Annotated in this window: 13 protein-coding genes; 6 read left to right on the plus strand and 7 right to left on the minus strand. The window is 66.1% G+C overall.

Annotated features, from left to right (window positions below; all coding sequences use genetic code 11):
- Positions 1 to 66 precede the first annotated feature (66 nt).
- The 4 genes from JQX08_RS07210 to JQX08_RS07225 all read right to left on the minus strand — a co-directional run bounded on the left by JQX08_RS07210 (position 67) and on the right by JQX08_RS07225 (position 4,191).
- On the minus strand, positions 67 to 2,607 hold the full coding sequence (locus JQX08_RS07210; RefSeq protein ID WP_204915611.1) for a penicillin acylase family protein: 2,541 nt from the start codon (positions 2,605 to 2,607) through the stop codon (positions 67 to 69).
- Between the two features lie 98 nt (positions 2,608 to 2,705).
- Positions 2,706 to 3,356 (minus strand): glutathione binding-like protein, encoded by a 651-nt coding sequence (locus JQX08_RS07215; RefSeq protein ID WP_204915612.1) that lies wholly within the window; start codon positions 3,354 to 3,356, stop codon positions 2,706 to 2,708.
- Positions 3,357 to 3,488: 132 nt separating this feature from the next.
- Positions 3,489 to 3,689 carry an SEC-C metal-binding domain-containing protein gene (locus JQX08_RS07220; RefSeq protein ID WP_204915613.1) on the minus strand — a complete coding sequence of 67 codons (201 nt, stop codon included), beginning with the start codon at positions 3,687 to 3,689 and terminating at the stop codon, positions 3,489 to 3,491.
- A gap of 7 nt (positions 3,690 to 3,696) precedes the next feature.
- Positions 3,697 to 4,191, minus strand: coding sequence for an LEA/WHy family protein (locus JQX08_RS07225; protein WP_205348195.1), 495 nt, complete (start codon positions 4,189 to 4,191; stop codon positions 3,697 to 3,699).
- Between the two features lie 115 nt (positions 4,192 to 4,306).
- Between JQX08_RS07225 and JQX08_RS07230 the strand changes: the two genes are divergently transcribed.
- The gene (locus JQX08_RS07230) at positions 4,307 to 4,843 is read left to right on the plus strand and encodes a hypothetical protein (RefSeq protein ID WP_204915614.1); all 537 of its coding nucleotides are present in this window, start codon (positions 4,307 to 4,309) and stop codon (positions 4,841 to 4,843) included.
- A 39-nt stretch (positions 4,844 to 4,882) separates the two neighbouring features.
- Here JQX08_RS07230 and JQX08_RS07235 read toward each other — a convergent pair whose 3' ends face one another.
- On the minus strand, positions 4,883 to 5,350 hold the full coding sequence (locus JQX08_RS07235; RefSeq protein WP_204915615.1) for a YchJ family protein: 468 nt from the start codon (positions 5,348 to 5,350) through the stop codon (positions 4,883 to 4,885).
- Positions 5,351 to 5,352: 2 nt separating this feature from the next.
- The gene (locus JQX08_RS07240) at positions 5,353 to 5,850 is read right to left on the minus strand and encodes a DUF6231 family protein (RefSeq protein WP_204915616.1); all 498 of its coding nucleotides are present in this window, start codon (positions 5,848 to 5,850) and stop codon (positions 5,353 to 5,355) included.
- A 132-nt stretch (positions 5,851 to 5,982) separates the two neighbouring features.
- On the opposite strand from JQX08_RS07240, the gene JQX08_RS07245 reads away from it, so the two are divergent.
- The 3 genes from JQX08_RS07245 (at position 5,983) to JQX08_RS07255 (ending at position 7,922) form a co-directional block, all read left to right on the plus strand.
- A complete protein-coding gene (locus JQX08_RS07245) occupies positions 5,983 to 6,675 on the plus strand; it encodes a PA1041 family peptidoglycan-binding anchor lipoprotein (RefSeq protein ID WP_204915617.1) in 693 nt (230 codons plus the stop codon).
- Positions 6,676 to 6,841: 166 nt separating this feature from the next.
- On the plus strand, positions 6,842 to 7,150 hold the full coding sequence (locus JQX08_RS07250) for a DUF1145 domain-containing protein (RefSeq protein WP_204915618.1): 309 nt from the start codon (positions 6,842 to 6,844) through the stop codon (positions 7,148 to 7,150).
- On the plus strand, positions 7,143 to 7,922 hold the full coding sequence (locus JQX08_RS07255) for a collagen-like protein (RefSeq protein WP_204915619.1): 780 nt from the start codon (positions 7,143 to 7,145) through the stop codon (positions 7,920 to 7,922). Before JQX08_RS07250 ends, JQX08_RS07255 begins: the two co-directional genes overlap by 8 nt.
- A 3-nt stretch (positions 7,923 to 7,925) precedes the next feature.
- On the opposite strand, the gene JQX08_RS07260 is transcribed toward JQX08_RS07255, so the two are convergent.
- Positions 7,926 to 8,393 (minus strand): CopD family protein, encoded by a 468-nt coding sequence (locus tag JQX08_RS07260; RefSeq protein ID WP_204915620.1) that lies wholly within the window; start codon positions 8,391 to 8,393, stop codon positions 7,926 to 7,928.
- A gap of 97 nt (positions 8,394 to 8,490) precedes the next feature.
- Between JQX08_RS07260 and dinG the strand changes: the two genes are divergently transcribed.
- Positions 8,491 to 10,635, plus strand: a complete 2,145-nt coding sequence (gene dinG, locus JQX08_RS07265) for an ATP-dependent DNA helicase DinG (protein ID WP_204915621.1) — start codon at positions 8,491 to 8,493, stop codon at positions 10,633 to 10,635.
- Positions 10,636 to 10,737: 102 nt separating this feature from the next.
- The gene (locus JQX08_RS07270; RefSeq protein WP_204915622.1) at positions 10,738 to 13,173 is read left to right on the plus strand and encodes a beta-agarase; all 2,436 of its coding nucleotides are present in this window, start codon (positions 10,738 to 10,740) and stop codon (positions 13,171 to 13,173) included.
- The last annotated feature ends 29 nt before the right edge of the window (positions 13,174 to 13,202 follow it).

Here is a 13,202-nt window from a genome sequence, read left to right on the forward strand (position 1 = left end):
AAGTTCAGCAAATTTCTTCCGCGGCCGGTCGAAGGGCGCGTCGGCGCCCTGAACGACCGGCTTTGCTCACTTGCCGGGGATCAGCGTCAAACGCTTGCTGCCATAGACCCGGTCGATGTTCTGCGACTGGAACGGGAAGCTCTGGTACTGCCCCTTGAGCCACGGCTGGATGCCGTCGGCGTAGTGCGGACTGGCCGGGTTGCCGGACTGGCCGGAGCTGTTGATGCCTTGCATCGGTTCGGCCTGGCCGAAATCAACCACGATGCGCATCGCCGGAATCAGCCAGGTGTCGAAGTCCTGACCCCAGTGATAGGCCGACACGTTGAGCGTGCTGTGGTCGCCGCCGGCGGCGTACGGGCCGCGGTCCAGGTAGTCCTTGATGGTGTTGATCCCGGCCCGGTCGCTGGCGCTCATGTAGGGCGCCATCTGCGTGGTTTCGGTGGTCCAGCTGTAGGTGTGCAGCTTGCCCCACTGCCAGGCCTTGCGGTCGCTGCCCAACTTGCTCTCGGCGAAGCTCACCGCGGCGGCCAGGCTGCGGGCGAGGATCGCCGGCTTGTCTTCCTTCTGCGGCGTGCTCAGGTCGTCCCAGAACGGGCTGTCCTCGCGGCCGAGCAGGTGGTCGGCTTGCGCCGAGTAGGACAGGTTGGCGGTCTCCACCAAGGCTTGCCAGGCCGGACTGTTGTCCGGGCCGAGCTCGTCGAGGAAGATCTGTCGCGCGCTTTCGTGGAGGAACGCAGCGTACAGCGCGGCGTCGGCCGAGGTGGCGGCGAGGCGGCCGTCGAAGGCGCGCAGCCGGTCGTAGGCTTCGCGAGCCTTGGCGCGCTCGGTGGCCGGCAGCGCGTCGATGGCCTTCTGCAGCGGCTGGGCCATGCCGGGTGCTTCGAACATCGCCTGCAGCTTGGCCACGAACGGCGAGGTCTGGTCCATCTGCATGGCCATCATGCTGCGCGCGTCGTGCTTGCCGTTGCCGGCCAGTTGGGCGATGCGCTCGCCGCGCTCCGGGTAGTACCAGGAGTTGGACAACTGCATGCCGTAGCCCTTCGGCACGGTGCGGTTGTTGGCGGTGCCCAGCCAGCCTTGCTGCGGGTCCTGGTCGTAGGGGTGGAGCATCGCGTCGGCGAAGCCGTCCCAGTCGTAGCGCCCATCCCAGCCCGGCGAGGGCAGCAGACCGATGCCGTCACGACGGTTCGGGTAGCGTCCGGTGACTTGCCAGCCGATATGCTGGGCGTCGGCGAACACCATGTTCAGGGCGATGGCGCGAATCTCGCGGCTGGCCTCGAAGGCGGCGTCCACCGACTGCGCGCGGGACAGGTTGAAGAACGCATCGAGGGTCTTGTCGTCATTGACCGGCGCGCTCTGCAGCGCCAGGCCATAGCCGGAACTGAGCTGCAGCGGCTGCAGCATGTGCTTTCGCTCACCCAGTGCGCTGTTCAGCAGCGGGCCGTGGCGGGTTTCGTAGATGGTTTCGCGCAGCGGCCGGCCGCCCTTGACGAAGAAGGTCTCCTGGCGCTCGCGGGCCGGTAGCCACTTGCCGTCGGCCAGGTAGTAGAGGCGATTGCCCTGGCGTTTGACCTGTTCGAGGAACAGGTCCTGGTTGTCGCCCATGACCATGGTCATGCCCCACGCCAGCTTGCCGTTGTAGCCGGCCACCACGGCAGGCACGCCGGCGACGGTGACCCCGGCGGCCTGGAAGCGCGGCGCGCGAATCTGCACGAAGTTCCATGCCGAGGGCATCGACAGCGGCAGGTGGGTGTCGTTGGCCAGCAGGCTCTTGCCGCTGCGGCTCTTCTGCGGGGCGATCGCCCAGTTGTTCGAGGCGGCGACGCCGAGCATGTCCAGGTCGGCGATCTGGCTGGCGGCGGCGTTGACCGCGCTCAGCCCTTGAATCTGGCCGCTCAGGGCCAGGCCCTTGAGCTTATCCGCTTCGGCGAACGGCAGCGGTTCGTCCGGGTAGGTCGGCGTCAGCCAGGCCAGCTTGTCGGCACCGACCTTCTGCGCCAGCACCAGCGAGGCGATCTCCTCCTGCAGGTTGACCGCCAGGCCGAAGTTCATCAGGCAGAACACCAGCACCGAGTCTTCCGGCTTCCAGTAGGCCGGGCGGTAGCCGGATTCAGCCAGGTCCATCGGCAGCTTGTCGCGGTAGCGGTACAGGTAGGCATTGACGCCGCGGGCGTAGACCTCGAAGAACTGCTTGAGGCGCGGTGAGGCGTTCTTGTATAGGGTTTCGGCGTTCTGCCGCAGGTTGACCGTGCGCATGAAACGGTCGATTTCCAGCACCCCGGGCCCAACCATTTCCGCCAGGCGTCCCTCGGCCATCAGGCGCATGCCGACCATCTGGCTGATGCGGTCGCTGGCATGCACGTAGCCCAGGCTGAATAGCGCGTCGTGGAAGGTGCTGGTCTCGATCAACGGCATGCCCAGCTCGTTGCGACGGATCGAGACGCTCTGCGCCAGGCCCTTGACCGGCTGGATGCCGGAAGTCGGCGGCAGGCTGTCGGCGTATTGGCTGTTCAGCCAACTCTGGCAGCCGGTCAGGCCGAGCGCGCCGAACAGGGCGGCAGCTGCGACGCAGCGGGGAAGGAAACGGGTAAGGGCTGGCGAGGCCATGGGGTGCAGCTCCTGCGGATGAGCGTTAGGCGTTGGGCAGGCGCTACGTTAGTGAGCCGACCACCGCGGCGCAAGCCGCGGCGGACGGCAGTGCAACTTTATTTGCGGGCGGCGGCGGGATTGACCTGCTCGACCAGGGCATAGGCGCGCACGGTGGCCGGGCGGGCCTGGATTGCGGCGAACCAGCGCTGGATGTTGGGGAAGTCGGCGAGGTCCTGCTCCTGCCACTGGTGCGGCACGATCCACGGGTAGATCGCCATGTCGGCGATGCTGTACTGCTCGCCCGCGACGAACGCACGGTCAGCCAGACGCTTGTCGAGCACGCCGTACAGTCGGGCGGTTTCGTCGACGTAGCGCTTGATCGCGTAGGGCAGCTTGTCCGGGGCGAAGCGATTGAAGTGGTGGTTCTGTCCGGCCATCGGGCCGAGCCCGCCCATCTGCCAGAACAGCCATTGCAGGGCTTCCTGGCGGCCACGCAGGTCGTGGGGCAGGAATTGTCCGGTCTTCTCCGCCAGGTACAAGAGAATCGCCCCAGACTCGAACAGTGCGAGCGGCGGGCCGCCGTCGGCCGGCTGCGGGTCGACGATCGCCGGGATCTTGTTGTTCGGGGAGATCTTCAGGTAGTCGGGGGCGAACTGCTCGTTCTTGCTGATATTGATCGGGTGCAGGCGGTAGGGCAGCCCGGCTTCCTCGAGAAACAGGCTGATCTTGTGGCCGTTGGGTGTGGTCCAGTAGTACAGGTCGATCATCGCGCTCTCCGAAAATTCCAACTGCAGGCTCAGGGTAGCCCTGATCAGCCGACCGCACCGGCACCCCACCGTTCATCGCGCACCAAGCAAAAGGCCCGCATCAAGCGGGCCTTTGGGGTGTGACGGCGGTGGTCAGGCGCCGTGGCACTTCTTGTATTTCTTCTGGCTGCCGCAGGGGCAGGGATCGTTGCGGCCGACATCCTTCAGCGCGTTGCGTGCCGGCTCTTGCGGGCCGTGATTGCAGTGCGGGCCGTGCACATGGCCGTGATCGTGGTCGTGGTGATCATGGTCGTGGTCGCAATCGGGACCGTGGACGTGCGGTTGCTGGGTCATGGTGAAACTACTCCGGAATGAAATCGCCGGGAATTATCTCGCCATTTCGACTCAGGTGCACGCTCGGGCCAAACAGGAAACCGGTCTTCACCTCGCCGGCGAGGCGATAGCGGATCGGTTGTTCAGGGGATTCGAGCAACTTGACGATGGGTTTGACGTGGCGCCACAGGTTGGTGCGCACCGGCACGTCGAACTGGTGATGACCGTACGCCGGGACGCTGAAGCTCACGTTGGATTCGCCCTCGGTGAGCTTCATCTCGTTCAGCGAGACGGCATACTTCAGCCCGCGCACTGAGAGGGCGAACGGGTTGGGATTGTCGATGCGGAAGCGCAGGACGAACCGTTGCTCCAGCAGCTTTGCTCTGACGACATCAACTTTAATGAGGCGGACATCCGGGTCCGTGAAACCTGAATAAAAGGTTGAGCATCCTGCGAGGCCGATCATGAGGCCAAAAACCATCAATAGGCTGATAATTCTTATGTTTCGCGCCCGGAACCACATATCCACTGCTCCACTCGATTGCCGCAGTGTGTAACAAGCAACTGCTCGGCTGCAATGTTGTTCGATAGAAAAAAGCTGCGCCATACTGGGCCCTGAATGGGACAGGAGTGTGACCATGAGTCTTTACGAGATCGCTTTTTCCGGCCAGGTGGTGACTGGTGCCGCGCCGGAACTGGTCAGGGCCAATCTCGCCAAGTTGTTCCAGGCCGATGCCCAGCGCATTGCCTTGTTGTTCTCGGGGCGGCGCATCGTCATCAAGAGCAACCTCGATGCCGCGGCGGCGGAGAAGTATCGCGCGGCGATGGAGCGTGCTGGCGCCCGCGCCGAAGTGATCGAGCTGCAAGTCGAGATCGAGGAAGTCGAGCTGGCGCCGCCGCCACCAGCGGCCGAGCCTGCGCCAGCCGCCGCACCGGGCCGCTTGCAGGTGGCACCGCGCGACGAATACATGGCGGCGTTCAGCGACGTGGACGCTCCCGACTTCGGCATTGCCCCGTTGGGTGCCGACCTGCAGGACGCGCATGGCGAGCCGCAGGCGCCACAGGTCGACCTGTCGCAGTTCAGCCTGGCGCCAGTCGGTAGCGACATGGGCCAGGCCAAACCGGCGCCTGCCGCGCCGCCGCCGGACACTTCGCACCTGAAGCTGCAGCAGTAACGCACAGGCCCGCATCAGCGGGCCTGTTGTTTGGTGCTCCTAGAAAAAGCCCGCACAGCACTTCTTGAATTTCTGCCCGCTGGCGCAGGGGCAGGGATCGTTGCGTCCCGCCTTGAGCGGCACCGTGGGGTCGAGGAAGTACCAGTGCCCCTGCTGCTGCACGAAGCCGGAGCGCTCGTGCTGGGCGTGTTCGCCCTGGGCGTCATGCCAGCGTGCGGTGAAGGTGACGAACGCATGCTCGGGCTTGCCGCCCAGCACTTCAGAACTCTCGACCTCGAGGCCCAGCCAGGTGCTCTGCGCACTCCAGGCTGCCATGGCGGCGCGGTCGACTGCGGATTGCTGCACCGGCAGCGTGGTGTTGACCAGATAGTCGGTCAGGCCGAGCACGTAGGCGCTGTAGCGCGAGCGCATCAGTTGCTCGGCGCTGGGGGCTGGGGTGCCGGCGTGGTAGCGACCGCAGCACTCATCCAGGTGCTTGCCGCTTCCGCAGGGACAGGTCGGTTCCATGGTCACCACCAGTACTTTCCGAAGTTCTGCGGGTTGGCCCAGAACTTGGCGTTGAGCCAGTCCGGTACCTGCTTGTATTCGTGCAGATCGTAGGTGAACAGGGTCAGGGTCTGTTGGTCACGGCGGAAGCGCTCGCTGGCTTGTAAGGCGAGGGCGAAGAAATCGGTTTCCTTCCATTCGCACGCGGACAGGTCGACCAGCACCGCCAGGCGACTGGTGTTGAGGTTGCGAATGCCACCCAGCAGCTCCAGCGCGGTGCGCTTGGGCAGGTGCTCGAGGCAGTCGGCAACCACCGCGAGGTCGAAACGCTGCGCGGCTAGGTCGGCCGGCAACGGCCCGGCAGGCGCCTTGGCGACCTGGCTCTCCGGGTGCGCTTCACAGAAGGCCTGCAGCGCCGGTAGGTCGCTCGCGCCCACCTGCAGCAGGCGTTGCGGGGCATAGCGCGCGAGCAGGGCGGCCACGGCTTGTTGTGGCGTGCGGGAGGAATAGCTTTCAGTCATCGAAAATCCTCGATCAGGGGCGCAAAGACTAGCGTGCGGTATAGAGATGGCCTAGTGCTGGCGATTTTTATTACCGCCGTCTTTACTCAGAAAACCGTCGGTCTTCGGCCGATTCCCTGAGGAGACTTGCAGATGAGCATTACAAGGACAGCTTTACCCCTGATTCTAGTCAGTACGCTTCTGGCCGGTTGCGCGGGACTGCAGAAGACCGATTGGCCGAAGTGCGCGGCGGTAGGTGGTGTGGTCGGCGCAGGACTGGGCTCAATCGAGAACAGCACCTGGGCAGGCTGGGGTGCACTGATTGGTGGTGCGACCGCAGCGGCCTATTGCTGGGTGCATGGCGATGGTGACGAGGATGGGGACGGCGTGCTGGATAGCCGCGACAAGTGCCCAGGTACACCGCCGAACACCCCGGTCGACGCCAATGGCTGCCCGCCGGTTGCCGAAGCAGTGGTCGAAGAGGTCGTGGTGGTCAAGGAAGAAACCATCGTGGTCAACGATCTGCTGTTCGCCTTCGACTCGGCCAAACTCGATCCGGCCGACAAAGCCAAGCTGGATACCATCGCTTCGCGTTTGAAAAATGAAGCGCCGAGTGCCCGTATGACCATTACCGGGCATACCGACAGCGTCGGCTCCGATGCCTACAACCAGAAACTCTCCGAGCGCCGAGCTCAATCGGTGACGGATTATCTGGTCAGCTCGGGTGTGCCGCAGGCCAACATCGTGTCGGTGCAAGGTGCCGGTGAAAGTCAGCCGGTGGCCGACAACTCAACCGATAGCGGTCGCGCGCAGAACCGTCGCGTGGAAATCCTGATTCAACGCTAGCTCCCGCCTCACCTGTTGCCGTGGCGCATCCGCGCCGCGGCAACAGGCTATATCCCGCCTGTTCTTCCGCTCTTGATCCAAGCCTCACCGTCTCGACTGATACGCTGGTTTCGCGCCTGCCCAACGGGTAAGGTGCGGGCTAACAACAAGATCAGTGGGGGCGGGGATGAAAGTCGTTCTGGGCGTGGGCAAGGCAGTGGCCTTGCTGTTCTGGTTGCTGGTGCTGGTCAATCTGTTTCAACCCTTCGCTCAGCCGTTCGCGTGGATGCTCTACCTCTTCGGGGCCAGCGTGCTGTTGCTGCACGGGCTGGAGCTCATGCTGTTCTCCGCGCGCCTTGCCGGCCATCCTAATCTCCCCCTACAGCGCCTGTGGGTGATGCTGTTTGGCATCCTGCACCTGCTCAGCCTGCCCGAGGCCGCGCCAGCTGAAGCGGTGGAGCAGCCTGTCGTCGCCGAGGAGGTAAGCCATGCGTAGCCTCGCCGTCTTCGCCCTGTTTTGCAGTTCCCTGGCATGCGCCGACGCTACCGTGGTGGTCGCGCCGCACACCCTGTTACGCCTGCCGGCTACCACCGGCTTGCTGGTGCTCGATCGACTGGAAGTTGGCCATGCCGGCGCGCTGCTGATTCCCAGCACGGTGAATGAGCTACGCGTCGGCGAGCTGCTGCTCGGCCAGGACGCGCGCATCGGCATCGCCCCCAGTGCCGAGGAGTTTCGCCTCGAGGCGCGGCATGCCGAACTGGCGGCGGGCAGTCAGATCAGCGCGCGGGGTGCCACGGGCACTGCGCAGAAGCCGGCCACAGCGGGACGCAACCTCAGCGTCCGCCTGGAGCAGGCCAGCCTGAGCAACTTGACCCTGGACGTGCGCGGCGGTGTCGGGGCGCCCGGCTTTGCCGGTCTTGACGGTGGTAGTGGGCACGCTGGCGGGTGCCTGTGGGGCCAGGTAGCGCGAGGGGCTGATGGGCAGAACGGCGCCGACGGGCAGTCCGGTGGGGCAGGCGGTCAGGTGCGTTTGGAAGTGCCGGCGGACTTCCCCGCCGACAGCGTCAAGGTCCGCCTGGACGGCGGCGCAGGTGGTGAAGGCGGAATGGCCGGGCAGGGCGGGCGTGGTAGCTCCGGCAAGGGCTGCTTGCTGTATCGCACCGAAGGGGCACGCGATGGGCGTGCCGGCCAGGCTGGTCACGCCGGTGCCCAAGGTGGCGAAGGCAGCTTCAAGTTGGTGCGTTTCGCCCCCGCCGCGCCGCAGTGAGCTTCAGAAACTCGGGCGGATGGCAACCACGCTGACCAGCAGCAGCCCGAGCAGCAGATTGAAGCCGACCACCCGGCGAATGCGTCCCAGCGTCGCGCCGCCGGCTGGCCAGTCCTGGCTGGCAATGGCGCGGCGCAGTTCCGGCAGTTGCAGGGTCTGGACGCGCAGAAACAGCGCCAGCATGGCGACGTACAGACCGATCATCATCTGCACGTAACGCGGCGGATGTTCGAAACCGCCGAAGTGCAGGTGCAGCATGCCGACGCCGGTGAACGGCAGGACCAGCACCGCCACCCAGACCCAGACGAAGAAGCGGCGAAACACTTCGGCCCACAGCTGCAGGCGCGCCGGCGCGTCCAACGCGCTGACGGCGGCGGGGCGAAGGATCATCCAGGCGAAGAACATGCCGCCGACCCAGACCAAGGCGGCGAGCAGGTGCAGGGCGTAGACGAAGGCGTAGGGGCTGGGCATCAACAATCTCCGGTCGGCAGTCGGGGGAACGCGCGCTATCATAGCCGCCCGGTTAAACTACTGAAAATTTATCCAGCTTTCCCCGCCGCAGGCCGTCATGCTCAGCCCCGAACTCAAGTCCCAGATCCAGGGCGCCTATTCGCGCTTCCTCGAAGCCAAGAGCCTCAAGCCGCGCTATGGCCAGCGGCTGATGATCGCCGAAGTGGCCAAGGTACTGGGCGCGATCAAGAGCAATGACGAGGGGCATCGCGACGGTGAGCCGGCGGTCGTGGCCATCGAGGCCGGTACCGGTACCGGCAAAACCGTGGCCTACAGCCTGGCGGCGATTCCCACGGCGAAGGCGGCGGGCAAGCGCCTGGTGATCGCCACTGCGACCGTGGCCCTCCAAGAGCAGATCGTCCACAAGGACCTGCCCGACCTGATTCGCAACAGTGGGCTGAACTTCAGTTTCGCCCTGGCCAAGGGCCGCGGCCGCTATCTGTGCCTGTCCAAGCTCGATGGCCTGCTGCAGGAAGGCCAGGCGCAGAGCGCCACGGCGCAGCTGTTCGCCGACGAAGGCTTTCGCATCGACGTCGATGAGCAGAGCCAGAAGCTGTTCACCCAGATGATCGAAAAGCTCGCCGGCAATCGCTGGGACGGTGACCGCGACAGCTGGCCGGAAGCCCTGGAAGACGCCGATTGGGCGCGCCTGACCACCGATCACAGCCAGTGCACCAACCGCCATTGCCCGAACTTCCAGCAGTGCTCCTTCTATAAGGCCCGCGAGGGGATGGGCAAGGTCGACGTGATTGTCACCAACCACGACATGGTCCTCGCCGACCTGGCCCTCGGTGGTGGCGCCGTGCTGCCCGACCCGCGCGAGACGCTGTACGTGTTCGACGAAGGCCATCACCTGCCGGACAAGGCGATCGGCCACTTCGCCCATTTCACCCGCCTGCGCAGCACCGCCGACTGGCTGGGCCAGGTGGAGAAGAACCTCACCAAGCTGCTCGCCCAGCACCCTTTGCCGGGCGATCTCGGCCGCTTGATCGAGAGCGTGCCGGAACTGGCGCGCGAGCTGCGCACCCAGCAGCAGTTCATGTTCACCGCTTGCGAGCAGATTGCCGACTTCAAGGCAGGCGAGGACATGGAAGGCCGCGAGCGGCCGCGCCATCGCTTCGACGGCGGGCTGGTGCCGGAGCACCTGCGTGAGCTGGGTATCGAGCTGAAGAAGGGTTTCGCCAAGCTCAACGACGTCTTCACCCGTCTGACCGAGCTGCTCAAGCAGGCCATGGACGGCGAGGGTGGACTGGGCATCGCCAGCCATCAGGCCGAGGAGTGGTACCCGCTGTTCGGCAGCCTGCTGTCGCGTGCCCAGGGCAACTGGGAGCTGTGGACCGCGTTCACCACCGAAGACCCGCAGGACAGCCCGCCGATGGCGCGTTGGCTGACTCTGGCGGAAAGCGGTGCGTTGTTCGACATCGAGGTTAACGCCAGTCCGATCCTCGCCGCCGAGACGCTGCGCCGTAACCTGTGGAACGTCGCCTATGGCGCGCTGGTGACCTCGGCCACGCTGACCGCGCTGAACAGCTTCGACCGCTATCGGATGCGCGCCGGCCTGCCCAAGGCGGCGGTCACCGCCGTGGTGCCGAGCCCGTTCCACCACGCCGAGGCCGGCGTGCTGCGCGTGCCCGACCTCAAGGCTGACCCACGCGACGCCGCGGCGCACACCGCGGCGATCATCCGCGAGCTGCCGCAGCTGGTTGACGGCGGGCGCGGCACGCTGGTGCTGTTCTCCTCGCGCAAGCAGATGCAGGACGTGTTCGACGGCCTCGACCGCGACTGGCGCAAGCGCGTGCTGATCCAGGGCAACCTGTCCAAGCAGGAGACCCTGAACAAGCACAAGGCGCGGGTCGACGACGGCGAGACCAGCGTGCTGTTCGGCCTGGCCAGCTTCGCCGAAGGGGTCGACCTGCCGGGCGCCTATTGCGAGCACGTGGTGATCGCCAAGATTCCCTTCGCCGTGCCGGATGATCCGGTGGAAGCGGCGCTGGCCGAGTGGATCGAGGCGCGCGGCGGCAACCCGTTCATGGAGATCGCCGTGCCCGACGCCTCGCTGCGCCTGGTGCAGGCCTGCGGCCGCCTGCTGCGCACCGAGGCCGACCGCGGCACTATCACGCTGCTCGACCGCCGGGTGGTCACCCAGCGCTACGGTAAGGCGATTCTCAACGCCTTGCCGCCGTTCCGTCGCGAGATAGCATGAATCTGCTTGGCATCATTTCACCGGTCCGTGGTCTACTTCTGGTCGGTTTTTTTGGAGGCGCCCAGTGCGGCGCTTTCTGCGTTCCCTAGGAGCTCAATCCAGATGATTCGCCGTTCCCTGCCTGCCCTGATCGCCCTGGCCTGCGCAGCCCCGCTGTGGGCCGGTGCTGCCGAGCAGCAGCTGTTCAATTTCGTCACGCCCACCGACGCCGCGCAGGTCAGCCTGCAGAACGCCGCGCTGCCGCAGGTCAATGCGGAAACCACCGCCGATGGCGAGCCGCTGCGGCGCATCACCTTCAACGCCGGCGACCTGTCCAGCGTGAAGCTCACCCCTCCGAACGGGCAGTGGGACTGGTCGAAGGCCGGGGCGATGAACTTGCGCATCCAAAGCGCGATGGACTGGGCGATCACGCTGCTGATCAAGGTCGAGAGCGCCGACGGCAAGGTGCTGGTCAGCCGCGTGGCGCTGCCCGCCGGGCCGGCGCAGGACGTGATCGTGCCACTCTGGCCGACCTCACCGCTGGCCCACGGCATGCGTGCCGCGCCGCCGATGCCGTGGAACTTCAAGGGCAAGCGCACCTTGCTGGCGACCACCGTCGAAGGCGCGCTCGACCCGGCCAAAGTGGTCGGCGTGAGCCTCGCCCTGGAGCGCCCGCAAGCCGCGCAGAGCCTGCTGGTCAGCCGCATCGCGGTGCGCGAGGGCAACGACGTCGAGCAGGCCGCGTACACCGGGCTGGTCGACAGTTTCGGCCAGTCCACCCGCCAGCAGTGGCCGGAGAAGGTCAACAGCACCGAACAACTCAAGGCCGCGGCCGCCAAGGAGCAGGCGCAGCTCGGCAAATGGCTGAAAGAGCAGCCGAAGCTCGACACCTACGGCGGCCTGCTCGACGGGCCGCAATTCGAAGCGAGCAATTTCTTCCGCACCGAGAAACGCGATGGCCGCTGGTACCTGGTCACGCCCGAGGGCCACGGCTTCTTCTCGATCGGCGTGAACACCGTCAGCCCGGGCCACGGTGCGACCTATGTCGAAGGGCGCGAGGGCATGTTCCTCGACCTGCCCAAGGAAGGTGACGAGCTGGCCGCCTACTACGGTTCCGGCGACAGCCGCAGCGGCACCGGCGCCAATAAGGGGCGCGCCTACGACCGCGGGCGCTGGTACGACTACTACCGCGCCAACCTCAGCCGCATCTACGGCAAGCCGGCCTGCCCGGAAGTTGCCAGCGCGGCGAGCACGCCGAGCACGCCGAGCGAACCGAGCAAACCAGCCAGCAATGAACCCGCGAAGGCTCCGGTAGTGACCGTGGCGGTGCAGCCGCAGGTCGCCCCCTCGGCCAACTGCAAGCATCCGACGTTCGACATGGCGCGCTGGACCCGGCACAGCGTCGATCGTCTGCAGGCCTGGGGGTTTAACACCCTGGGCAACTGGAGCGAAAGCGAACTGGCGCCGCTCAAGCGCATGCCCTACACCATTCCGCTGTCGATCGGCGGTGACTACTCCACCATCAGCACCGGCCTGGACTGGTGGGGCGGAATCCCCGACCCGTTCGACCCGCGCTTCGCCATGGCCGCCGAGCGCGCCATCGCCATCGCGGCCCGCGATCACCGCGACGATCCGTGGCTGCTCGGCTACTTCGCCGACAACGAGCTGGCCTGGGCCGGCCCCGGCGAAGGTGCCCAGGGGCGTTACGCGCTGGCCTACGGCACGCTGCGCCTGACCACCGACGTGCCGGCCAAGCGCGCGTTCCTCAAACAGCTGCGCGACAAGTACCGCAACCAGCAAGGTCTGTCGGCGGCCTGGGGCATCGACCTGCCGGCCTGGGAGCTGATGGAAGACCCGGGCTTCCAGGCGCCGCTGCCGAACCCGGAGCATCCGGCCATCGAAGAGGACATGCAGCGCTTCCAGCGACTGTTCGCCGACACCTACTTCAAGACCATCGCCGATTCGCTGAAATGGCACTCACCGAACCACATGCTGCTCGGCGGCCGCTTCGCCAGCTCGACGCCGGAAGCCGTGGCTTCCTGCGCCCAGTACTGCGATGTGGTGAGCTTCAACTTCTATACCCGCGAGCCGCAGCAGGGTTACGACTTTGCCGCGCTGCGCCAGCTGGACAAGCCGGTGCTGATCGGCGAGTTTCACTTCGGCTCGCGCGATCGCGGCCCGTTCTGGGGTGGCCTGCAGGAGGTCTACAAGGAAGAGGAGCGCGGCCCGGCGTACGCCAAGTACCTCAAGCAGGCGCTGGCCGAGCCGATCGTGGTCGGGGCGCACTGGTTCCAGTACCTCGACCAGCCAACCACCGGGCGCCTGCTGGACGGCGAGAACGGCCACTTCGGCCTGGTGAGCATCACCGACCTGCCGTACACCGGCTTCGTCGATGCAGTGCGCAAGGCCAACCTGGACGTCAGCAAGACCCTGGTCGCCAACGCGGCCGCAGCCGCCAAGCAGGCCGCCGCGGAGCAGGCCGCGAAACCGGCCGACGGTGCTGCTGCACCGGCGCCAGCCAGCCCGACGCCGCCAGCCAACGACAAGGCCAAGCCATAACCCCCGCATCGCGCACGGCGCCGTCGCCC

The sequence above is a fragment of the Zestomonas insulae genome (assembly GCF_016901015.1).
Lineage (GTDB): Bacteria > Pseudomonadota > Gammaproteobacteria > Pseudomonadales > Pseudomonadaceae > Aquipseudomonas > Aquipseudomonas insulae.